Here is a 22545-nt window from a genome sequence, read left to right as displayed (position 1 = left end):
GAAGCCGATGGTCCCGTGTCGGAGTCGGTTCGCTGAAGCCGGTGGACGTCGTACCGGCGTTCGAATGCGGCTCATCGCCCACCGCGGCTTCGCGGCGGTCGCGCCGGAGAACACGATCGCGGCGATCGAATCGGCCGGCGCGAACGGCGCGGACGCCGTGGAGTTCGACGTCCGGCGGTGCGGCTCCGGCGAACTGGTCGTCGTCCACGACGAGACGATCGATCGAGTCACCGACGGATCGGGGGCCGTGTCCGAGCGTTCGCTCGCGGAACTTCGGTCCCACCGCGTTGACGCCAGCGACGAACGGATCCCGACGCTGGCGGCGACTCTCGAGGCGCTTCCCCCCGGAATCGCGGTCAACTGCGAGCTCAAAGAGCGCGGGCTGGCCGCCGACGTCCTCGCGACGCTCGACGCGGTCGATCCCGCCAACAGGGTGGTGCTCACCTCGTTCCTGCACGACGAGTTGCGTCGGGTTCGCGAACTCGATCCGGAACGGCCGACCGGCCTGCTGGCGCGTCGCGAACTGCGCCACCCTGTCACGACCGCCGTCGAGCTCGGCTGTTCGGTCCTCGCCGCGAAGTACTGGCGTTTCGCGCTGACGAGACTGCCCGAGCGAGCCGCCGCGGTCGATCTCGAACTGCACGCCTGGGGGACCCCGAACGCGTACGTGGCGCGAGCGCTCGGTCTCAGGGGCGTCGACGCGGTCTCGTCCGACCGACCGCTGTCGCTCTGAGGTGTCCGAACGAGCCGTCTCTCACCCGGCGATCCCGACCCGCAGAGGCGTCGACTCGCTCACCGAGTGACGATCGGCAAAACCGTCGCCCGCGGAGACGTCGCCTCGCTCACCGACCGTCGACCGTCGTCACCGACACCCGACGCGTGCGCGGGCCGTCACACTCGACGAGAAGGATCGACTGCCACGTCCCGAGGGCGAGATCCCCGTCCCGGATCGGTACCGAGGCCGACGGGCCGTACAGCGACGCCCGCAGGTGGGAATCGGCGTTGCCGTCGAGCTCGTCGTGGGCGTGGCCCCCGTCGGGGACGAGATCCCTGAGGAACGACTCGATATCCCCGCGCAAGCGGGGTTCGTTCTCCTGTATCGCGAGGCCGGCCGTGGTGTGCTCGACGAAGGCGGTGCAGACGCCCGATTCGCAGTCGCCGGGCACGCGCTCTCGAACGCGGTCCGTGACGTCGACGGTCGTCAGTCGGTCGTCGGTGGAGACCTCGAAAGCCATATCGAACAGGCCGCCACGGTCGGCGAAAAACGCACCGACGCGCGGGTGATCGCCCGCCCTGGTACCGGATCGCCTACCCCGCGTCGATCGGCTCAGGCCAGCCAGTCGTCGGGTTTCGTGTCGTAGTCGACGTCCTCGGCGGCGAGGTGCTCGACCTCCTCCCAGGGAACGTCCTCGATCGTGATCTCGTCGCCGTCGTAGCGGATCCACTTGCCGACCTCGACGGGTTCCGGCTCGCGGTTGCGACGCTTGGCGACCTCCACGTCGTGGTCGTCGACCTCCTTGACGATCGTCAGCAGGTTCACCGGCCGACCCCAGAGCTCGAAGATTCGCTTCAGGACCTCCGTCGCCTGCCCGACGTCGAGCATGACGCCGTTGTACTCGTGGCCGAGCAAGAGTTCGTTGGCGTTGTTGTAGTTGCCGTCGTAGACGGCGATCGTCGGCTTGCCGAAGTTGGTGAACTGCAACAGCAGCTTCTTCTTGACGTCCTCGGCGTCCGTGCTGGCCACGTGGTGTTGCCCCGTCGCCCGCGAGTACTCGTAGGTGAAGTAGTCGTTCTGACGGATGAACTCCTGGGTGAGGAACTCGTCCAGGAACGTCACGTCGTTGTGACTCTCGCGGACGTCGAACATTCGGTCCCAGCCGGCGGCGAAGTCGACCTGCTCGAGGGCCTCCTCGACGCTCTCGTAGCGGGCGTCGTCGAAGAGGTAGCGGCCGATCCGCTCGAGTTCGTTCTGGTTCACCCGCGGGAGGAACCCGCGGTGCTGGCGCTCGACCAGCGAGTAGTGGCGTCGGGCCAACCCCTCGTAGGTCAGGACCTTCCACGGGTACGTCGCGACGTCGATCTCGCCCTCCAGTGCCGCCTCGAGCGCCTCCGCGTCGACCCACTCCTCGGGGACGTCCCCGGCGTCGACCGCGTCAGCGAGCTCGCCGACCGATTCCGGCGTGATCGTGTCGATCTCCGCGGGCGGTTCCAGTCGCTCGAGGACGTCATCGAAGTCGACGACCTCGGTCAGGTTGCGCCAGGAGATCCCTTCGACCCGCAGGAGGTGTTCGAGCACCTCCCGCCGGTTCGTCGTGTTCTCGATGTACTGCCAGAGCTGGAGCCCGAGACTGTACGGGTTCAGACCGGGGGAGGCGAGCACCTTCGCCATGTGGTCGGCGTAGTTGAGGAACTCGTCGTCGCCGGCGAACGCCTCGCCGCTCATCATCGCCGACTCCCAGTAGGCGGCCCACCCTTCGTTCATCACCTTCGTCATCTTCTGGGCGGCGAAGTAGTACGCCTCGGCGCGCATCATGTCGAGGACGTCCCGCTGCCACTCTTCCATCTCGGCGGCCTTGCCCGCCTCTTCGTCGAAGCGCTTGCCGTACTCGCGGACGAACGCGAGGACGTCCTTCTCCGGGTTCTCGGGGAAGTTCGCGGGGCCGTCTTCCGCGGTGACTTTCTCGAGCCACTCGTCGTCGAATACCTCGCCTTTCACCTCGTCGGAGAGGCCGAGTTCGTCGAGTTTCTCGTTGAGGTCCTCGTCGAGTTCGATCGGCTCGCCGTCGAGTTCGAGCCGTCGCTGGAAGACGCGGTGCTGGTCGATGTTGTCCTCGAGCGTGAGCGCGTGATCGATCCACTTCTCGACCTCGGCGCGGTCGATGTCCGAGTCCGACATGTACTCGTCGATCGCCCGCGCGTGGCGCTCGAGCATCGCCGCCGCGTCGACCTCGTCCTCCTCGGCGCGTCCCGCGGTGAAGAGGCCGAACCACTCGTTCTTCGCGAAGAAATCGGCGTGGGCCTCGACGTGAGTGATGACCGCCTTCTGGTCGGCCACCGCGTTCGACTCCTGGAGGAAGGCGTGGGACGGATTGTCGTTGTTGACGATCTCGAACGCCTTGCTCCCCGTGTACCGTCCCTGCTTTTGCTGGCGGTCGTACTGCATCCCCCAGCGCCAGTGCGGATAGCGGCTCTGGAACCCGCCGTAGGCGATGAGCTCGTTCATCTCGTCGTAGTCGACGATCCAGTAGTTGACGGGGTACGGCTCGAGACCGAGCTTCTCGGCGAGGTTGCGCGCCTCCTCGACCGGCTCCTCGAGGTCCGCGGCGATCGCCTGTTTGCGGAATCTGTCCGAATTACTCACGGGAATCACCTCGGTCGCTCGCGGCCGCAGTTCGGTCACTCATCGGCATCACCCTCGGTGCTGAGGATCTCGTAGATCGCGTCGGTCACGTCCTCCTCGCCGTTGACGTACGCCACCGCGACGTCGTCGGCGTCCCGGCCGAAGTGCTTCTCTAACTCCTCGGCGTGGGTGGCGTTGATCGCGTTGCCGCTCGGCTGGGTCTCGACGTATGCGTGGAGGTTCGCGTCGATATCCTCCATCAGGGGGATCACGCGCTCGCTCGTGTCGTTCGAGGAGTTCTCGGAGTCCCCCGCCGCGAACACGTAGCGGTTCCAGTCGCTCCAGGGGTACTCCTCGAGCAGTTCGTTCGCGAGCTCGTAGGCGCTCGAGATCTTCGTCCCGCCGCCCGACCGGATGCCGAAGAACTCCTCGCGCTCGACCTCCCAGGCGTCGGCGTCGTGGGCGATGTAGACGAACTCCGCGTTGTCGTACTTTCCCGTCAGGTACCAGTCCAGCGGCGTGAAGGTCCGCTCGACCAGCTCGCGTTTCTTCTCGCGCATCGAGCCGGAGACGTCGCGGATGTTGACGACCACGACGTTCTTCTCTTTCTCCTCGATGATCTCCGGGTAGCGGTACCGCTCGTCCTCGCGGCGGAAGGGGACGTGCTTGATCCCCTCGCGGCGGATCTTCTGCTGGACGGACTCGCGCTCGACGTTCGCCTCGACCTCCCCGATGGAGGACCACTCCCCGCGGTCGTCCGCCGTCTCCCGGTGAGCCTCCTCGACCCAGGCCATCGAGACGGGCAGGTTCTCGCCGCGCGCCCACTCGAAGACCTCCCGGGCCGAGATGCCCTCGACCTTGCAGAGTTCGCGGAGGAACTCCTCGTCGAAGTCCATCGCGAGCTTCCGCTTGAGGCCCTCCTTGAACATCCGCTCGAAGTCGAGCGTGCTGTCCGGGCCGGAGCGGGTCAGATCCGTGTAGGGACCTTCCTTCTCTTCGATCACCTTCTTTCCCTTGGGATCGAGGTCGAGCCCGAGCTCCTCGTCGAGCTCCTGTGCGAACTCCTCGGGGTCCATCTCGTAGTACTCGTGCTCGCCGCCCTCCTCTCCAGGCTCGCCGTCCTCGTCGCCGTCGCCGGGCTGGGGCTGGGGCGGGCCGACGGGTTGGCCGACGTCGGGCGTCTCACCGTCGCCCTGGCCGACGCCACCCTGGTCGCGCTGGTCGTAGGCGAACTCCGGGAGGGAGACGATCTTGACGGGAATCTTGATCTCGCCGGGACGGCTCCTGCCCAGGTCGCCGTACTGGATGAACTCGGCGAGATCCTCGCGGCGGGCCTCGCCCACCTCGTGGAATCGGTCGAGGTCGTCTTTCAGTCCCATGTTCGCACCTCGCTCGTCAGTCCCATCGGTAACTCACCTGGCTCATGACGTGTCTGCTGGTCAGTTCGGCCGACGCCTCGGAGTAGCCGTACTCGTCGATCAGCGTCTCGATCGTGGCCGCTTTGACCCGCTCCGTCTCGGTTCCGCTCGGCGGGTCGTCCCACTGGCGCGGGTCGAAGTCCTCGAAGGTCCGGCGGACGTCGTCCCAGTCGTGGCTCTCGAGGACGGACTTGATCACCGGGATCGCGGTGAGGTCGACGTCGTCGGCCGAGAAGTCCTCGTCGCGGTGCTCCCACGCGTAGCGATTGAGCGCGGTGATCACCTTCTCGCGGCGGAACTCCCGGACGATCTCGGCGGGGCGGTCCCCGTCGTAGTCGGTCTCGTCGAACCGGCCGAGGTGCTCGACCTCGAAGATCTTCATCTTCAGCGGGTCCGGTTCGACCTCCTCGCCGCGCTCGTTCGTGAGTGTCTCGCCGATCTCCCAGGCGTAGACGTGCTCGACGTACTCCGCGACGGTCGCCTCGTCGACGCGCTTTTCGTGCATGATCGCCTCGACGACGTCTCCCTCCTGGCGGTCGTAGACGTAGTTCTTCACCGGGACTACCCTGGCCTCGAACTCGGACTGTTCGCCGGTCGAGAACACCGGCGCCTCGCCGAGTCCGTCGGCCATCGCGTTCAGCACGTCCCGCGGCATCACGACGTCCCCGACCGGGAGCTCGGCGTGGTGGCGATCGCGCTCGGTCTGGAGCAGTTCGGCCAGGACGTCCCGCGTGTACGTCACGGGGATGCCGTGGACGCCGTTCAGCGCGTCGTCGTCGAACTCGAACTCGTCTTTCTCCCGGCGGGTGTCGCCCTCCTGAAGGTATCCCTGATCGAAGATCAGCGCCTTGTCGACGAGATCGAGCCCCGACGGGAGGTCCTCCTCGGCGAGGCGCGTAACGACGGCGTACAGCGCCGCCGCCTCGACGGCGTGGGGCGCCAGCTCGCGGTCCCGTAGCTCGCCGTCGGCGTCTTTGACCGTCACCGTGAGCGGTTTCCGGATCTTCGACTCGAGCTCGTCGTAGGACTCCGCGGTCCAGACCTCGGTCTCGTTGGTCAGCTCGCGTCGGATCAGCTCCGTCTCGAGCGACAGATTCGTCAGGTAGCCGAACTGGTGTTTGTCCAGCCGACGCTTCAGCGCCTTCAGCGGATCCATCCCGTTGCGATCCGAGTGCTGGTTGAGCTGGGCCTCGAGGTCGGGGTTCGAGATGATCAGCAGCTGCGAGTCGACGTCCATCCCGATTCCCTTGTCGAGCTTGACGGACTGTTCGTCCGGGACGTTCAGTAGCTTCTGGAGCAGATCGGCGTGCTGGGCGGCGTCCTCGACGATGGTGAGCACGCCGTTGCCCTGCGAGAGGACGCCGTCGTAGCTGAACGCCTGCGGATTCTTGCGTCCGCGGGAGTCGAGTTCCTGGAGCATCCCGTGCATCCAGGAGCCGACGAGGCGCTCTTTCGGCGGGCCGTCGTCCTCGGAGTGGAGGACGCCGACGCCCTGGCCGACGTCGACGACGTAGTTTTTCACCCGGACGTGGTTCACGTCGGTGATCGCCGAGAACAGCGACTCCGTTCCCTGCTGGCGGTACTGCTCCTCGAGGTAGTCGTAGGCCTCCCGGGAAAACGGGTCGAGCCGGGAGTCGACCGTGATCGGGACGTGATCGTCGATCTCGGCGTTGAGCTCGGCGAGCAGTTCCTCGCGAACGGGCTCGGGGAACACCGACAGCGGGTGCGCCTGAACCGGACTCTCGTACCAGTGCTCGTCGTCGCCCGCCGTGGGGTCGACGCCGTAGCTCAGCCCGCGCTCGTCGGCGCTCGCCGTCTGGATGTTCCACTCGACCGTGTAGCGACGGCCCTCGGGCGTCTTCGAGTACTCCCGGAGGCCGTTGACCAGACAGCGTTTGAGCTCCGACTTTCCCGTCGCCGTCGGCCCCTCGAACCAGATGATCTTCTCGTCCTTGCCGCGGCCGGCCGCGATCGAGCGGAGGTCGTCGACGAACTCGTTGAGGACCTCCGTGTTGCCGAGGATCGCGTGCTCGCCGTCGTTGTGCGGGTCGTCGAAGAAGCGGTACCGCTGTGCCTCCTCGCCCTCCTCGACGACGGTCCGCGTGCCGGCGGCCTCGATCGCCTCGAGCAGGTACTTGGAGGCGTGGGAGGCGACCTTCGGGTTCTCGAAGATCCGGTCGACGTACTCCGACAGCGCCATCGGCTCCTCGTAGGTCTCCTCCAGGGTGCGGTCGGCGTCGCGGACGTAGTCGGTTCCCCGGCTCATGGTGGTCGGTTCCGGCTCATGCTAGTCCTCGATCTCGGCTTTCGCGACCTCGGCGCCGGCGAACTCGAGGACCTCCTTCGCGCCCGCCTCGGAGTAGCCCTGTTCCATCAGCGCGGAGATCCACGAGGAACGCTCGTCGTCGTCGATCTCGCCGGCGCTGACCAGCGCCGAGAAGTTGATGTTGTGCTTTTTATCCTCCCAGAGCTTGCGCTCGAGCGCGCGGCGGAGCCGCTCGTTGTCCTGCGGATTGAACGCCTCGCCCTCGCGGGCGCGCCGCGAGACCCAGTTCGAGACCTCCTGGCGGAAGTCGTCTTTCCGATCCTCGGGTACGTCGAGTTTCTCCTCGACCGAGCGCAGGAACGTCTCGTCGGGCTCTTGCTCGCGCCCCGTGAGTTCGTCCTCGACGGTCGCGTCGTCGATGTAGGCCATCACGTGGTCCATGTACTTCTCGCCCTGGCGCTGGATCTCGTCGATGTCGTAGGCCAGCGCGTGCCGGACGTCCTCGATGGCGCGCTCTTTGTACTCTTCGCGCACCGTCTCGAGGTAGCGGTAGTACTTCTCGAAGTTCTCCTCCGGGATCGAGCCGTGGTGTTCGAGGTTCTCCTCGAAGAAGTTGAACACCGTCAGCGGCGAGAGGAAGCCGCGAGATCTGTGCTTCGAGTCCATGATCGCCTCGGCGATCTCGTCGCCGATGAAGCGCGGCGAGACGCCGACCATCCCCTCGCCGATCTCGGCTTTGGCGGCGGCCTCGTCCTCGAGCTTCTTCACGTCGATGTCGTCGCCCTCGTCGATCTCGCCGTTGTACGCCTTCGCCTTCGAGAGGAGATCGACGGTCTCCGTGTCCGGCTCTTCGATCCGGGTCAACACGCCGAACAGCCCCGCCATCTCGAGCGTGTGCGGTTCGACGTCGATGTCGGGGACGTCGGCGTTGTTCAGCATCTTCTCGTAGATCATCGCCTCGTCCTCGTAGGAGAGGACGTACGGGAAGTCGATCCGCTTGGTGCGGTCGTTGAACGCCTCCATCTTCTCGTCGCCCTTCTTGTCCTTGTACTCGGGCATGTTCGTCCGCCCGACGATGACCTGGTCGATGTCGATCCGCGGGTTGTTCTTCGGCTTGATCGTCATCTCCTGGGTCGCGTGCAGAAAGTCGTAGAGGAACTCCCGCTGGAGTTTGAGCAGCTCCTCGCCCGAGAAGACCCCGCGGTTGGCGTTACAGAACGCCCCCGAGTAGTCGAACGCGCGCGGATCGGACTCGCCGTAGATGGCGATCTTCGAGTAGTTGACGTCGCCGGTGAGTTCGGTCTCGTCCTGGTTCTTCTTGTCTTTGGGCTCGAACGTCTCCAGGCACTGCCGTTTGTTCTCGTCGGCGACCAGCCGGACGATCTCGACGTGGTTCTCGAGGACGTCCTGGAGGTCGTCCTCGTAATACGCCAGCAGCCGGTCCATGTAGAACTCGCTCTCGGGGTCGAGACTCTGCTCGTTCTGGATCGTGTACGGCGCGTCGAGACGCTCGTTGAGGTCGTCGATCACCGACTGGCGCTGCTCGAGCGGTAAGAGGACGAGCGGGTCCTGGTTCATCGGCGACCTGACGACGTCGTCTGCGGGGTCCTGATCCTTGATCACGTCACAGAGGTTCGTCCACCGGAACGTGTACATCCGCCCCTCCTCGCGGAGCGTGTAGTCCTCGAAGTACCGACGAACCTGCTTGTCGAAGTGGGACTTGCCGGAGCCGACGGGGCCGAGGAGGAGCTTGATCCGGCGTTCCGGGCCGAGACGACGGGCGCCCGACTTGACCTTGTTGACGAACTCGTGAATCGACTGGTGGATCACCGTCCCGTAGAAGGTGTTCTCCCCGTCGTTCAACGGATCCTCCGAGGCCAGCAGGTACTCGACGACCCCCTCCGTCTCGTCGTAGGCCGTGCCGTAGTAATCGAACATGTCCGCGACGCGCTGGTGGGCGTTGCGGGCGATCTTCGGATCGGCGTAGGCGGTCTCGAGGTACCAGCTGAAGGGCTTGGTCTCCCGAAGGTCCTCGGGCATCGACTCTTTGTAATCGGTACTCAGTTTCTCGAGCGTCTCGGTGTCACCGGTCATGGTATCACTGCAGGGATTCGGTCCCCGTCGATCGCGTTGGTCACCACACCGCGGGGCCGAAGTCGGGCGGCGGGCGGCTCCGCCCCGGCGTCGTGGCGCCGCGGTATCGCGGCGCCGGCTTCGGTATCCGCCGGCGTGCCACCGGGTGACGCCACCTCGATCAGCCGACGATCGGGCTCTCGTCGCGGGTGCGAACGGTCACGAGCGGCGGTCGCCTCTCGTCCCATCGTGGAATCACTACCGCTCGGGATCCCTGCGAACCGTGGCGGCCGCGGGAGCGGGGTTGACGAGCGGCACCGAGTTGGCAAACGGATACCGATAGTGTTTAATGTGGTAGTAATCCAGCCACTTAACTATAGCCCCAAAAGATATTTACCCGAATATCTTTCCGGAGCGGTTTGCCGGGAACTGAACGCGGTACTTTCGCGCCAGGTGGTCGTTCGCCACGACGAACTTAACGCCCGCGCCTGCATTCGCCGGTCGAGACTGGCGCGCTCGCTCGGACCACACCGAGACGCGGCGCTCGATCGGCGACGATTTAGGCGCGGCCCGTCCAGGTTCCCCCATGACATCGGAGGGTACCCTCGCCGACGGGTGGGTCGTCTGGGCCGACGAGGACGACGGGCGAACCGTCTACGCGTACCGCCCGGACGTCTTCGACGGATCCTCGTTCCCCGCGGCCTGCCTTCCGGTCTGCTACGTCACCCACGGGGCGCGCACCCGACGCCCGGGTCGAAACCCGAACGACGCCACGACGGTCGCCGACTGGTTCGTGACGCTCTACCTGGAGCCGGACGTCCACGTCGGCGAGGTCCGGCGCTTCGACGACCGCGCCGCGGCCGACGAGTACGCACGCGAGTTGCTCGCCGAGTTCGCGGCCGGACAGATCGACTATCGGGCGGCGTACCAGGTCCCGCGCGAGGAGTACTTCGAGCGCCTCGACGAACTGACCGGCCGGAACTGATCGGACGGGTGGGAGACGACCGATCCGGACGGAACTGATCGGACGGGTGGAAGACGACCGATCCGGACGGCAGCTTCTCGACCGGTCGGACGGCGTTCGACACCCGCTGAGGGATCGCGCGACCGGCGCGAGTACGTCGACCTCGGCCGACCTCGACGTGAGCCGGTTCGGCGACGCGACGAACGGGACGCTCAAGAGGCGCGACCGACGAGGTGAACGCGACCGATGTTCGCCTGCCGACGGTGCGACGAGCAGATCGCTCGCGACGCCGAGCCCTGTCCCGAGTGCGGGTACGACCCGGCCGGGACGGCGAAGGACGTCGCCGCGATACTGCTCGGGCTGAGCGTCCCGGCGCTGCTGGCGTTCCCGCCGGTGGGCGTCCTCGGCCTCTTCGTCGGCGTCTTGCTGTTCGGCTGGGGCCTCCTCGCCTCGCCCGCGACCCGCGTCGCGTGAGGAGCGGCTCCCCACGATCAGCCCGTCTCACACCGCGGAGACCCCGAAATGTCGGCCGATTCGTCTCCACGCGGTCCTCGCGCAGCGAGACCGGAACCTCGGCCGGCTCGCCGAGTTCGGGGACTCGACCGCGAAGTTCGACCCGGCGAAACCGACGCGTTCGCCCGGGGGGCTTAACCCGCCGGGCCGAGAACTAACGACCATGCCAACCGTCTCGCTGATCGGCGACCGGCTCGCCGAGCCCGGCACGGAGTTCGTCTACGAGGGCGAGGCGGACGCCTGTGCGGGCTGTCCCTACCGTAACCAGTGTCTCAACCTCGAGGACGGGCGACGCTACCGCGTGACCGACGTCCGCGAGAACGCCCAGTTGCTGGAGTGTGCGCTCCACGACCGGGGCGTCCGTGCGGTCGAGGTCGAACCGGTCACGGTTCGCGCGAACGTCCCCTCGAAAGCCTCCTTCGCCGGTAGCAAGGCCACGCTCGCCGGCCCGTGCCCCTACGTCGAGTGCCCCAGTCACGCCTACTGCGAGCCCGATGGGATCGACCTCGACGGGGAGTATCGCATCACGGGCATCCGGGGCGATCCGCCCCACGAGGTCTGTCACCTCGACCGCTCGCTGACGCACGTCGACCTCGATCCAGAGGGGTGACACCGACCGCTCGCTGAGACACGTCGACCGCGACCCCGAAGACTACCGCCGACCGCTCGCTGAGACACGTCGACCGCGAAGAGCGACGGTCGCCGCCCGGTCCCAGCCGTTCGACGGGTGACCGCCAGGCCGAACCTCCGGAACCGACCCGAGCGGAAGCGCTCTGGCGCCAGACCGATTACCATCCCAACCCGCGTATCGGACGCCGCGCGCGGGAGCAGATCGCGGCCGAGTCCCCGACCCCACTTAAACGGGCAACTGATAAACCGGGCTCCGTTTCCCGATCCGGTATCCACTATCGAATCGCGCGAGTCGGGACGCTCTTCGGACACCCTGGCTACCCGTTGCGGCTCGCGCGAACGATGCTCGTGGAACCCTCCTTGACCGTCTGCGCGCTCGCCCTCGGCGTGACCGCCGGGCTTCTCGCCCACGAAGGGTGTCACGCCGCGGTGCTTCGCGCGGGCGGTATCGACTACGCGGTGACGTTCTTCCCGGGCAGCGACGGTCGCCCCCTCGGCCGTCTCGCGAGCTGCCCGTGGGCGGTCGTCCGCCCGAACCCGACCGGGCGAGAGCCGGCGTGGCTCCTCAGAGCCGCCGCGCTCGCCCCACTTTCCCTTTCGGTACCCGTCTTCGCGCTGGTCGCCGCCGGTCACCCCCCGACCGGCGACGCGCCGATCGGCGCCGCGCTGGCCCTCGGCTGGCTGGCCTGTGCGATCCCGAGCCCCCAGGATTTCTCCGTCGCCTTCTACGCGCATCAGGTGCTCGATGCGGTCGACGACGCCGTCGCTGGTGACGCCGGTGGGACCGTCGCCGGCCCTGCAGCCGACTGAACGCTGGTGCCCGATCCCGTTTGCTCCGACCCCTCGGCGAGTGTTCGACGTTCGACAGCCGGTTCGAGAACCGCGACGGACGCGCACGGGACGGCAGTTCGACCCGCTCAAGGAAGAGTCGGGCGACGATCGTCCGCGGATCCCGGCCGACTCCCCCGACCGACGCTCGCGAGACGCTCGTGGCGAGAAACCCGGAGACGTCACGCCGTCGTGGGTCTCGTCCCCACGGGAAGCGACGTCTCGGAACCCTTATCAATGTACCACCACTCCCTTTAGAAGCAATGGCGAAAGGCAACGTTGATTTCTTCAACGACACTGGCGGCTACGGTTTCATTTCGACGGACGACGCGGACGATGACGTTTTCTTCCACATGGAAGACGTTGGCGGTCCGGACCTCGAAGAAGGCACAGAGATCGAATTCAGCATCGAACAGGCCCCCAAGGGCCCCCGGGCGACCAACGTCACGCGCCTGTAAAGCGGCCGACGGCAGTTTCACCGGACACTTCGATTCGCATTTTTCGACCGACGACACGCACCGAGCGGAGCGGCGGCGCCCGACGATTCAGCCGGGCCGCGGCGGGACGCCGGTCAGCAACCGGCCGACGTCGTGGACGTTTCGCGTCTCCAGTAGCAACTCCGCCGCCTCGCGAAGCGTGAACTCGGCGTCGAGCTCCACCCCGTGACACCGCGCGTAGCACTCGAGCCAGTCGTTCATCGCCCGCTCCAGGGCGGCGAATTCCGCCGGAGAGAACCGGACCATGCGGCCGCCGGTTCGCCCGTCGACGTAGACGCCGACGGCCTCGCCGACGCCCTCGCGGAGGTAGCGGTTCGCGGCCTCCGGCGCGGCGGCCTCCGGGTTCCGGCACAGCCGCTCGCGGTCCCGCTCGGCCCGCCGGGCCAGTGCCGCGATCTGCGGGCCGTACTCGCTCATGACGGCGTCCCCGGCACCCCGAGGATCAGCCCTCCTTGTACTCGACGCCCTTGCCGCCGCGGGGGTGCTCCCAGTCCGTCTCGGCGACGACGGCGCAGGTCCCGCACTCGACGCAGGGCTGGGTGTCGAGGCTGACAAGCCGCTCCTCGTCGCCGTTCGTCTCGACCAGTTCGGAGCGGTAACAGCCGCCGCCGAAGTCCTCCGCGCTGACCGGACACGCCGCGACCGCCGCGCCGCTGGCCTCGTAGGACTCGTCGAGCAGCCGGATGTGTGGGTTGCCGACGTCGGTGTCGTAGGTGAGGTCGCCGATGCGTTCCTCGAGGGTCGGCGGCTCTACCTCGTTCTCCCAGTTGATCGACCGGCCGTGGTGCTCGCCGATCACCGACGGGAGGGTGACGTAGCCCGTCCGCGTGTCCGGCAGCATGCCGACCATGAACGGGGAGTTGTACGCGCGCTTCAGCAGCCGCTTGGACACGCGGTTGCCGACGGCGACCGCGCCGACCGGCGACCTGAGCACGCCGTCGGCGACCGTCGTGACGAGGTTTCGCTCGCCGAGAACGCGCGCCGCGCGGTACCGTCGCGGTCTGAGCTTGCCCATCGTGCCCGACTTCTCGAGCATGTCGGCGTAACTGCGACCGGCCGCCTCCGGATCGCCGGTTCCGCGAGCGCTGGCGAACGCGTCGGCCGCCAGGGCCCCCGCCGTCACCGCGTGGTTCATCCCCTTGATGATCGGACCCTGGGCCTGCATCTGGCCGGCCGCGTCGCCGACGAGCAGCAGGCGGTCGCGGTAGGGTTCGGGGTGGGCGACCTTCTTCGAGTCCGGCACCAGCTTCGCGCTGTACTCGCGCTCGCGGTACTCGTCGCCGAGCCACTGCGCCAGCAGCGGGTGGGTCAACAGCGCGTCAAGCAGCTGGTGGGGTTCGGCCCGCTCTTCGACGAGGCTGTCGAGGTGGAAGACGGTCCCGATCGACAGCGACGACTCGTTCGTGTAGAGGAAACCGCCGCCGCGGACGTCCTCGAAGAGGTCTCCCGAGAAGAGGTGCGCGACGCCCTCGTCCGGGCCGACGTCGAACCGGTCGTCGATGACGTCCGGGTCCATCTCGACGACGGCCTTGACGCCCTGGAACCAGTCGCCGGGATCCTCCCAGTCCATCAGCCCGGCGTCGCGGGCCAGCTCGGAGTTGACGCCGTCGGCCGCCACGATCACGTCGGCCGTGATCGGGTCGAGCTCGTCGCAGGTGACGCCGACGATGCGACCGTTCTCGCGGAGGAGACCGTTGACGCGGACGTCCGTCAGGACGCCGCCGCCGGTCTCGCTGGTCTTCTCGTGAACCCGGGCTTCGAGCCAGGAGTCCATCTTCCGGCGCAACACCGCGTCGCACCAGTCGGTGTCGTGCTCGTGGAGGTCGGTGAGGTCGAACGTCTCGACCTTGTTGCCGGCGACGTTGTGGATGTGGTAGTCGGTCACCGGGCGCTCGGCCGCCTCCTGCCGGAAGCCCTCGAAGAGGTCGTCGATGACGTACGGCGCGGACTCCTCCGCGTAGATCAGCCCGCCGGAGACGTTCTTCGAGCCGGCCTCGACCCCGCGTTCGAGGACGAGCGTCTCCACGCCGTGGTCGGCCAGGCGGGCGGCGGCGGCCGCTCCGCCGGGCCCGCAGCCGACCACGACCGCCTCGTAGTGTTCGTACTCGCCGTCCGCACTCGCGTCGTCGGTCGTCATCAGTTCTCACCTCCGTCCGCGACGGCCTCTACCTGCAACTCGCCGGCCGTCACGGCTTCGGTGAGCTGCGGCAACACTTCGAAGAGGTCGCCCTCGATGAAGTAGTCCGAGAAGTCCCGAATGCGGGCGTCCGTATCGGTGTTGATCGCGACGATCGTGTCTGACTCGTCCATCCCGACCTTGTGCTGGACGGCGCCGGAGACGCCCGCGGCGATGTAGAGCGCCGGCGCGACGACCTGGCCGGTCTCGCCGATCTGGCGCTCCTCTTTGGTGTACTCTTCGACGTGTCCGTCGAACTGGTAGGACGACGTGACGATCCCGCGGGTGATGCCGAACGCGGCGTCGTCGAAGGCGTCCGCGAGGTCGAGTCCGAGTTCGATTCCCTCGGTCGGATCGTCGCCGATGCCGCGACCGAGACAGACGACCACCTCGTGTCCCGTGAGATCGACGCCCTCGTCGAGCGTGTCGTGTTCCGTGACCTCGACGGAGAACCAGTCGTCCTCGAGTTCCATGTCGTGTTCGACGACCAGCCCGTCGCGATCGTAGTCGGGTTCCGGCACGTCGAACGTCCCCGGGATCACGGACGCCCCCTGCGGGTGGAAGTCCCGGTCGGGATTGTCGATGCAGAGGATCGTCGAGTACTCGAAGCCGGAGAAGTCCGGGCGCTTCATGTGAAGGATTCGATCGAACACCTTCTTTTCGCCCGGGACGCCCGTCTTTACCGGGTTCGAGATCTTTTCTGCCTCGATGAACAGGTCGGAGCAGTCCGACGCGAGCCCCGAATCGAGCTCCGCCTGGACCGTCGCCGACAGGTCCCGGCCGTTGTTCGTCGCCGGGAACAGGATGTAGCGCGGCTCGTCGTACTCGCGCCAGTCGGTGCTCTCGACGGTCCCCTCGCCCCGGGCCATGTGCGCCGAGATCTCCGTGAACGGCTTGTTGAGGAAGCGCTCGAGTCGCTCGTCCTCGTGGAAGACCGCGACGTCCGCGCCGTAGGCGATCGCCTCCTCGGCGAGCGACTCGCACTCGTCGCCGATCACCCAGGCGACCACGCGCTCGTCGTCCCCGTAGTCCTCGGCGTACGTGTCCATCAGCTCGCGGGCTTTCCCCAGCATCTCCTTCGAGACGTCGAGCAGTTCTCCCTGCTGGGTCTCACAGAAGACCCACATGTCCTCGTAGTGGCCACCCTGGAGCGCCCGGACGTGTTTCTTATCGCGGGTCGGATGCGAGAGGCCGTCGTCTTCTTCCTCCTCATCGGCTTCCGCCTCGTCGTCATCTTCGTCCTCGTCCGCTTCCGCCTCGTCGCCTTCGTCTTCCGCGCCTTCCTCACCCGCGTCGACCTCGTCGTCTTCCGGTTCGTCCGCGTCGGCTTGCCCCTCGTCAGCGTCGGCGTCCTCGCCGACCGTCTCTCGCGTCTCCTCGTACTCGCCTTCGGTCTCCGTGCCGTCTTCGACGCCGTCGGACTCGCCGTCGCTCGGATCGAGGGCGCGTCGCCGACGTTCGATCGCCTCCCTGGCGGTCTTTCGGTCGCTACCGGCGCGCTCGGCCTCGAGGATGGACGTCAGCTCCTCGACGTCGTCTACGGTATCCAGTTCCTCGGTCAGCTCGTCGACCGTGTACTCCTCCGGATCGATACCCATCTCAGTCACCTCCGGCGTACGGGGTCAGTTCGTCGACGACCCGGGACAGTCCCTCGGGATCGTCGGCTTCGATCATCGTCGCTTCGCGTTCGGAGGGCGCCTTCGGGATCGGATCGACCGACGAGACGATCGTCGGCGAGCCGTCGAGGCCGATGTAGTCGGGATCGAGGTTCATGTCCTGGTGATCCCAGGTCGTCAGGTGATCCTCGTAGCCCTCGGCGCGCGCTTCGGTCTCCGCCCTGAGCCGCTTGTGTTCGAGCCGGTGGGTGGCCGTCCGGTAGGTCGGTTCGAACTCCGGGTCGGCCACGATCAGGCACGGCGTGGGCGCCTCGACGGTCTCGATCTCGTCGACGTCTCCCTCGACGAGGCGCTTGGCTCGCACCGACCCGTCGTCGGGTTCGATGTCGAGCGCCAGGGCGTGGGTGACCATCGGCCAGTCCATCGCCCACGCGGTCTGCGGACCGGTGTGGCCGGTCTCCCCGTCGGCGGTCTTGAAGCCGGCGAACAACAGGTCGATCTCGCCGACCTCCTCCTGGTACTTTTCGAGCGCGGCGGAGATCGTGATCGCCGTCGCCCAGGTGTCGGCCGCGGCGCACTCGCGATCGGACAGCAGGTACAGGTCGTCGGCGTAGACCGACTCCATCGCCTCCCCCAGGACCTCCTTGTAGCCTGGCGGGCCCATACTCATCACGCTGACGTGGCCGCCGTGGCGGACCCTGGTCTGCAGGGCCGCTTCGAGCGCGAACTTGTCGTTCGGGTTCATCACCGTCGGCGTCTTCCCGCGCTCCAGGTGGCCCTCCTCGTTGAAGGAGACGGCCCCCTCGCTGAAGTCGGGGACGCCTTTCGTCAGCACTACCGATCGCACGGTTCACCCCGCAGACGGTCCGTGGTCTCTCGTCCCATGCTCGGCTTTCACTATCGAAGGAGGCCGTAATAAGATGCGGGGGTGAAAATCGGGGCTCGCGACAGGTCGCCGTCAGTTCGGAGCGGGTCCTGGCCGGGGTGTTCTCCTCGCCGGTCGCTCGCGACGACTACTCCTCGTCGCGCGGATCGGTCTCCATCGTGATCTCGCCCGTCGCCCGCATCGTCCCGTCGACCGCCGCGTCGGCGCCGAGTTCGAGGTCCGAACAGGAGAGATCGCCGAGCACGCGAACGTCCTCGTCCAGCGCGACCGAGCCGTCCCGAGTCGTCACGTCGCCGTGGATCGTCGTATCGGGACCGACCGTGATGTCGCCGCGCGCCCGCAGGCTGCCGAATATCTCCGTGTCGACGCCGACCGCGACCGTCTCGGCGCGGACGTTGCCGTGGAGCCGGCAGTCGTCGCCGATCCGAGCCGGCGTCGAGACGCGCCAGGCGTCGTCGCTGACCGTCGCGTTCGCCGGGACGACCAGGGGGTCGGTCTCGGTCGTCGTCCGCTCGTCGGCGTCGACCACCTCGTCGATCAGCCGCTGGGCGGCGTCCTCCTCGCCGACCACCAGGAGGTGCTTGAGGTAGACGAAGAGGAGGACGATCGTCGGCATCGGGTTGCGGATGACGATCCAGCCGTTGGCCTCGAACCCCTCCTCGATGTCGACGTCGTCGCCGATGTCGAGGTCCCCGGCGACTTTCAGTTCGCCGCCGACGTGGGCGCGTTCGCCGAGGTAGGCGTCCTCGCCCACGAGGACGCTCTCCGCGACGTCACACCACATGTCGAGCCGACAGTCGCCCGACGCCTCGATTCCGCCGCCGAACTCCGCCCCCTCGCCGGCGAGCACGTTTCGGCCGCGGACGCCGAACTCTACCGTCGAGCGCCCGCCGACCAGCACGTCGCCGTCGGTCACGAGGTCGCGCTCTTGGGCCTCCGTGCCGTCGGGAACGACGAGTTCGTCGAGGGGATCCCTGCTGAACGCCACACTCACACCGAGAGGGACGGCGGCTAATAAACCCGACGCGAGCGTCTGACGCGCGGCAGACGCCGACGACGAACGATTCCCGGCGCCCCCGACGACGATCCGAGTCGACTCGCTTTTGAAGGGCCGTCGCATATCCGGTCGCATGACGACGCTCGCGTTCGACGACGACGGTGTCGACGTGGTCTACGAGGGAACCGAGTTCCGGCTCGAACGGGATCTCGTCGAGGAGGCGATCGGCAAGCCCTACCCCGACGTCACCGACCACGAGGTGCTCAAGATCGTGGCCGAACACCCGGATCTCGCCGGCGAGCCGCGGCGCGTCGGAGATATTCTGGACTGACGAGGGTGGACCGCCGACGGTTCGATCCGACCACCTCCGGAGTCACCACTCCGGCGGCGCGAGCGACGAGCGCTATCCGTCGTCGGCGAACCGATCGGCCGCCGACTCGAACCCGAGTTCGTCGAGCTCCCGGCTCCGGCGCGCTTCCAGCGCCGCGAGCGCTTCCGGATCCGGGGCCACGTCGTCGTCGATCCGCGCCCACGAGCCGTGGATCCTGGCGTGACACCACCGGCAGAGGTAAACCGTGATCTCGTGGGAGAGTTCGTCGTCGCCCGCGTCGGGATACGAGAGGTGGTGCTCTTCGAGCAGCGGCCGTTCGCTCGAGTGCGCGATCCGCTTCTCCTCGAGTCCGCAGCGGACGCACTCGCGATCTCGGTTTCGACACCGAAAGTGGGGACACTCCTCCCAGTCGAAGGCGGTCGGCCTCGTCGGATCGGCGTCGGGGGCTTCGGCGACGCAGGCGTACTCCTCGGCCGCTCGTTCGCGAGCGAACGCCGGGTCGCGCGCCGGGCGCTCGACGGCGTATCGACAGCGCCCGTCGTCCGTGAGGTGGTCGCACCGGCCGACGAACTCGTACGGATCGTCGACGCCGACGGACGTTCCACGGGGAGTCTTCTCCATCGTTCGGCGTCCGGTTCGGTCGGAACGGATTTGAACATCTCGCTCCGCGGATCGGACGGTTCCGTCGATCGAGCGGGGCGGACACCCGTCTTACTACGGATGTCGTCGACAGCGGGTGGCGATTTCACGTCACTCCGTCTCGTAATCGAGAGAGTCAGTCGGCCACAACACTTTCGTACCCGAACACGCCTCTACTTGCCATATACGGGGGAAGAAATGATAGATCATTTACGCAAACTGGTGCCGCCGGCAATTCGACGCAGTTACGCGCTCAAATTCGGGATCGCCCTCCTGGTGCTCGGTCTCTCGGTTGGACTCATCGGGTTTCTGGGGACGACGATGATCGCCGACAGCGTCGAGAACAGCACGCTCGAAGATCAGGAAATCCTCGCCGCCCAGGAGGCCTCCGCGCTCGACGACTGGAACGACCAGAACGCGCGGATGACCTCCGACGTCGCGGGGGCCATCGCCGAGATCGACGACGAAGAGCGCATCCGGGGGTACGTAAACGGCCTCGAAGGAGACGTCGAGGGGGTGCACCTCGTCGCGGCCGATACGGGCGAGTTCGCCGCCTCGACGCGCGAGAACGCGAGCTCCCTCGACGACGTTAACTTCCCCGACGAAGACGAAATCAGCTTCACCCAATCGCAGGTCCAGCGGACCGACGCCTACTGGAGCGACGACGATCCGGACGAGCGCCAGCCGGTCATGGCCTACTACGCCGGTATCGGCGGCGAGTACGCCCTGATCGTTACCGTGGATCTCGCCGATTACGGTCACGACATCGGCGGAACGGGCGCGACCGTCGTCGTCAACGAGGCCGGCGAGATCGTCGCCGACTCCCGTCAGCCGGGCTTCGGTCACGGTCACGGCTCGTTCCTCGCCGAATACGAGGACTCCGACGGCTTCCTCGCGGATGCCCTCGGCGGCGAGGACGCCGATCACTCCGGCGCAGCCGTCTACGACGGTCCGGCGAGCCAGGTGATCCTCGACAGTCCGTACGACTTCTCCGAGGGCGAGTACATCGGCGCCCACCACTCCACGGAGATGGGCTGGACGGTCCTCTCGCACACGTCGACCGACGACGCGTTCGGATTCGTCAACACCGTGAGCCAGTACGGGATGTACGCGACCCTCGCAGGCGTGCTCCTCATCGGACTCATCGGCGCAGTGATCGGCCGGAACACGGCGACGTCGATCGACCGGCTGACGGGCAAGGTCGCCGAGATGGAAGAAGGAAACCTCGACGTCGAGTTCGAGTCCAAGCGCATCGACAACATCGGGCGGCTCTACGACGGCTTCGCCGCCATGCGCGACGAGCTCAAACTCCAGATCACCGAGGCCGAAGAGGCCAGAGCCGAGGCCGAACAGGAACGCGAGCGCGTCCAGCGCATCAACGACGACCTCCAGCAGGCCGCGACCGCCTACTGCGGCGTCATGGAAGAGGCCGCCGACGGCGACCTCACCGCTCGGATGGACCCCGACGCCACCGACAACGAGACCATGCGCGCCATCGGCGAGGACTTCAACGCCATGCTCACGGAGATCGAGGCCACCGTCGAGAACTTGAACCAGTTCGCCACCGAGGTCGCCACCGCCAGCGAGGAGGTCACCGCCTCCAGCGAGGAGGTCCGCTCGGCCAGCGAACAGGTGAGCGAATCCGTCCAGGAGATCTCCGACGGCGCCGACAAGCAGTTCGACTCGCTGCGGTCGGTCGACTCCGAGATGAACAACCTCTCGACGACCACCGAACAGATCGCCGCCTCCTCCAACCAGGTCGCCGACGTCGCCGAACGCACGGCGCGCACCGGACGGGACGGTCGCGAAGCCGCTCGAGAAGCCGTCGACGCGGTCGACGAACTCGAAGAAGAGCGAAAGGCCGTCGTCGCCGAGTTCGAACAGCTCCGCGAGGAGGTCGACCAGATCGACGACCTCGTCGAGCGCGTCGGCGAGATCGCCGAACAGACCAACATGCTCGCGCTCAACGCCAACATCGAGGCCTCCCGCTCGGCCGGCGGCGACGACGACGGCGGCTTCGCGGCGGTCGCCGCCGAGGTCAAGGAGCTCTCCCAGGACGTCAAGGCCGCGACCGAGGAGATCGACGACCGCCTCGAGGGCATCCAGGATCAGACCGAACGCTCCGCCGAGGAGGTCGAACGCACCAGCGAGGAGATCGAACACGTCGGAGAACTCGTGACCGATACCGTCGGTGCGCTCGAGGAGATCGCGGAGTACGCCCAGGAGACCAACGACGGCGTCCAGGAGATCTCCGCCGCCACCGAAGAGCAGGCCGCCTCCACCCAGGAGGTCGTCGCCATGGTCGACGAGGTGGCGACCATCTCCGAGGAGACGACCTCGCAGGCCGAGAGCGTCGCCGCGGCCGCCGAAGAACAGACCACCGCCATGACCGAGGTCTCGAACTCCGCCAACGACCTCACCCAGCAGGCGATGTCGCTCTCCGAGGCCCTCGACCGCTTCGACACCGACGCCGACCCCGACGACTCGTTCGTCGACCTCGACGCGGAACCGGCCGACGACGAATCGGCCGTCGGGGACGACGCCGAGGAGACGTTCACGTTCGAGGCCGACGACGGCGCGGACGGCCCCGGCGACGGCGCGGACGGCCCCGACGACGACGATGCCGCGGCCGACGACGCCGTCGGGAACGCGGGTATCACCGAAGGCGGCGCTACCTGGGACTCGTCCGACGAGGACGACGACGATCGGACGTTCACGCTCGATAGCTGAGATGCTCTAGAACGGCGGCACCTGCGTTCGGCGGATTCGCCGGAGGTGGCGCAATTCGCGATTCTTCTGTCGGTGGCAACTCCCGTGTCGTCGCGACCGCCCGATCCCGTAGCTACCGATCCGCCGCCGGTCGATCACGCACCGTCCGATCACGAACCGTCCGATCCCGCACCGTCCGATCCCGCACCGTCCAATTCCGAACCGCCCGATCCCGTCTCGAGAGGGAGCGCTTATTTTACCCGCGCGACCAGGATTGCACGTGCGATTGGTCCACGAACCGGAATCCGGGGCGCAGAACATCCTGGCGAGCACGGTCGAGACGGCGGACTCGCTGGTGAGCCAGGCCCGCGGGTTGATGTTTCGCCGGTCGATTCCCGACGACTACGCCCTCGCGTTTCGGTTCGCTCGCGCCGAGCGCCGGGACGTGCACATGCTGTTCGTCTTCTTCTCGATCGACGTCGTCTGGGTGGTCGACGAGGAGGTGTTGCGGGTCGACCGCCTCAGACCGTGGCGCGGATTCGGCCGCGAGCGGGCCGACCTGATCGTGGAGCTTCCGGCCGGCGCGGCCGACGACGTCGAACCGGGGGACCGGCTTCGATTGGCAGAGTGAAGGGGCGGCCCACGAGAGGGAATTCGGGCGT

General features: G+C 67.2%; 20 protein-coding genes. 9 read left to right on the top strand and 11 right to left on the bottom strand.

Annotation, left to right across the window (positions count from 1 at the left end):
* Positions 1-64 precede the first annotated feature (64 nt).
* Complete coding sequence (locus tag QZT59_RS03795) at positions 65-733, top strand: glycerophosphodiester phosphodiesterase (protein ID WP_290811545.1); 669 nt, start codon at positions 65-67, stop codon at positions 731-733.
* 109 nt (positions 734-842) lie between these two features.
* Here the strand turns inward: QZT59_RS03795 and QZT59_RS03790 are convergent, their stop codons facing one another.
* The 5 genes from QZT59_RS03790 to QZT59_RS03770 form a co-directional block, all read right to left on the bottom strand.
* Complete coding sequence (locus tag QZT59_RS03790; RefSeq protein ID WP_290811542.1) at positions 843-1235, bottom strand: secondary thiamine-phosphate synthase enzyme YjbQ; 393 nt, start codon at positions 1233-1235, stop codon at positions 843-845.
* A 92-nt stretch (positions 1236-1327) separates the two neighbouring features.
* Entirely contained in the window at positions 1328-3361 is a 2034-nt protein-coding gene (locus tag QZT59_RS03785; RefSeq protein ID WP_290811539.1) for a SpoVR family protein, read from the bottom strand.
* Between the two features lie 35 nt (positions 3362-3396).
* Positions 3397-4719, bottom strand: a complete 1323-nt coding sequence (locus tag QZT59_RS03780) for a YeaH/YhbH family protein (RefSeq protein WP_290811536.1) — start codon at positions 4717-4719, stop codon at positions 3397-3399.
* Positions 4720-4735: 16 nt separating this feature from the next.
* Positions 4736-7024, bottom strand: coding sequence for a PrkA family serine protein kinase (locus tag QZT59_RS03775; protein ID WP_290811533.1), 2289 nt, complete (start codon positions 7022-7024; stop codon positions 4736-4738).
* A gap of 21 nt (positions 7025-7045) precedes the next feature.
* The gene (locus QZT59_RS03770) at positions 7046-9118 is read right to left on the bottom strand and encodes a PrkA family serine protein kinase (protein WP_290811530.1); all 2073 of its coding nucleotides are present in this window, start codon (positions 9116-9118) and stop codon (positions 7046-7048) included.
* Between the two features lie 565 nt (positions 9119-9683).
* Between QZT59_RS03770 and QZT59_RS03765 the strand changes: the two genes are divergently transcribed.
* From QZT59_RS03765 to QZT59_RS03745, 5 genes are all read left to right on the top strand, one after another.
* Positions 9684-10082: a DUF5820 family protein gene (locus tag QZT59_RS03765; protein ID WP_290811528.1), complete on the top strand. Its 399-nt coding sequence runs from the start codon at positions 9684-9686 to the stop codon at positions 10080-10082.
* Positions 10083-10307: 225 nt separating this feature from the next.
* The gene (locus QZT59_RS03760; RefSeq protein WP_290811526.1) at positions 10308-10535 is read left to right on the top strand and encodes a hypothetical protein; all 228 of its coding nucleotides are present in this window, start codon (positions 10308-10310) and stop codon (positions 10533-10535) included.
* 202 nt (positions 10536-10737) lie between these two features.
* Positions 10738-11184: a UPF0179 family protein gene (locus QZT59_RS03755; RefSeq protein ID WP_290811523.1), complete on the top strand. Its 447-nt coding sequence runs from the start codon at positions 10738-10740 to the stop codon at positions 11182-11184.
* A gap of 362 nt (positions 11185-11546) precedes the next feature.
* Complete coding sequence (locus tag QZT59_RS03750; RefSeq protein ID WP_290811520.1) at positions 11547-12014, top strand: hypothetical protein; 468 nt, start codon at positions 11547-11549, stop codon at positions 12012-12014.
* A gap of 281 nt (positions 12015-12295) precedes the next feature.
* On the top strand, positions 12296-12490 hold the full coding sequence (locus QZT59_RS03745) for a cold-shock protein (protein WP_290811517.1): 195 nt from the start codon (positions 12296-12298) through the stop codon (positions 12488-12490).
* An 87-nt stretch (positions 12491-12577) separates the two neighbouring features.
* Here the strand turns inward: QZT59_RS03745 and QZT59_RS03740 are convergent, their stop codons facing one another.
* From QZT59_RS03740 to QZT59_RS03720, 5 genes are all read right to left on the bottom strand, one after another.
* Positions 12578-12946 (bottom strand): hypothetical protein, encoded by a 369-nt coding sequence (locus QZT59_RS03740; protein WP_290811514.1) that lies wholly within the window; start codon positions 12944-12946, stop codon positions 12578-12580.
* A gap of 25 nt (positions 12947-12971) precedes the next feature.
* Complete coding sequence (locus QZT59_RS03735) at positions 12972-14666, bottom strand: FAD-dependent monooxygenase (RefSeq protein WP_290811511.1); 1695 nt, start codon at positions 14664-14666, stop codon at positions 12972-12974.
* Entirely contained in the window at positions 14666-16303 is a 1638-nt protein-coding gene (locus tag QZT59_RS03730) for an electron transfer flavoprotein subunit alpha/FixB family protein (RefSeq protein ID WP_290811509.1), read from the bottom strand. Before QZT59_RS03730 ends, QZT59_RS03735 begins: the two co-directional genes overlap by 1 nt.
* A 1-nt stretch (position 16304) precedes the next feature.
* A complete protein-coding gene (locus QZT59_RS03725; RefSeq protein WP_290811506.1) occupies positions 16305-17168 on the bottom strand; it encodes an electron transfer flavoprotein subunit beta/FixA family protein in 864 nt (287 codons plus the stop codon).
* Positions 17169-17334: 166 nt separating this feature from the next.
* Positions 17335-18195 (bottom strand): polymer-forming cytoskeletal protein, encoded by an 861-nt coding sequence (locus QZT59_RS03720; RefSeq protein ID WP_290811502.1) that lies wholly within the window; start codon positions 18193-18195, stop codon positions 17335-17337.
* Positions 18196-18337: 142 nt separating this feature from the next.
* Between QZT59_RS03720 and QZT59_RS03715 the strand changes: the two genes are divergently transcribed.
* Positions 18338-18535, top strand: coding sequence for a DUF5800 family protein (locus QZT59_RS03715; protein ID WP_290811499.1), 198 nt, complete (start codon positions 18338-18340; stop codon positions 18533-18535).
* A 72-nt stretch (positions 18536-18607) separates the two neighbouring features.
* Here the strand turns inward: QZT59_RS03715 and QZT59_RS03710 are convergent, their stop codons facing one another.
* Positions 18608-19156, bottom strand: coding sequence for a hypothetical protein (locus QZT59_RS03710; RefSeq protein WP_290811496.1), 549 nt, complete (start codon positions 19154-19156; stop codon positions 18608-18610).
* A 216-nt stretch (positions 19157-19372) separates the two neighbouring features.
* Between QZT59_RS03710 and QZT59_RS03705 the strand changes: the two genes are divergently transcribed.
* Together QZT59_RS03705 and QZT59_RS03700 are read left to right on the top strand one after the other, a co-directional pair.
* The gene (locus QZT59_RS03705; RefSeq protein WP_290811493.1) at positions 19373-21904 is read left to right on the top strand and encodes a methyl-accepting chemotaxis protein; all 2532 of its coding nucleotides are present in this window, start codon (positions 19373-19375) and stop codon (positions 21902-21904) included.
* A gap of 259 nt (positions 21905-22163) precedes the next feature.
* A complete protein-coding gene (locus QZT59_RS03700; RefSeq protein WP_290811491.1) occupies positions 22164-22514 on the top strand; it encodes a DUF192 domain-containing protein in 351 nt (116 codons plus the stop codon).
* Positions 22515-22545 lie beyond the last annotated feature (31 nt).

Origin of the sequence: Halovivax sp., from assembly GCA_007119345.1 — an archaeon.
In the GTDB taxonomy this organism is placed as follows: Archaea; Halobacteriota; Halobacteria; order Halobacteriales; family Natrialbaceae; genus Halovivax.
The sequence above is the reverse complement of the archived record's forward strand: the minus strand, read 5'-3'. Positions and strand labels throughout refer to the sequence as shown.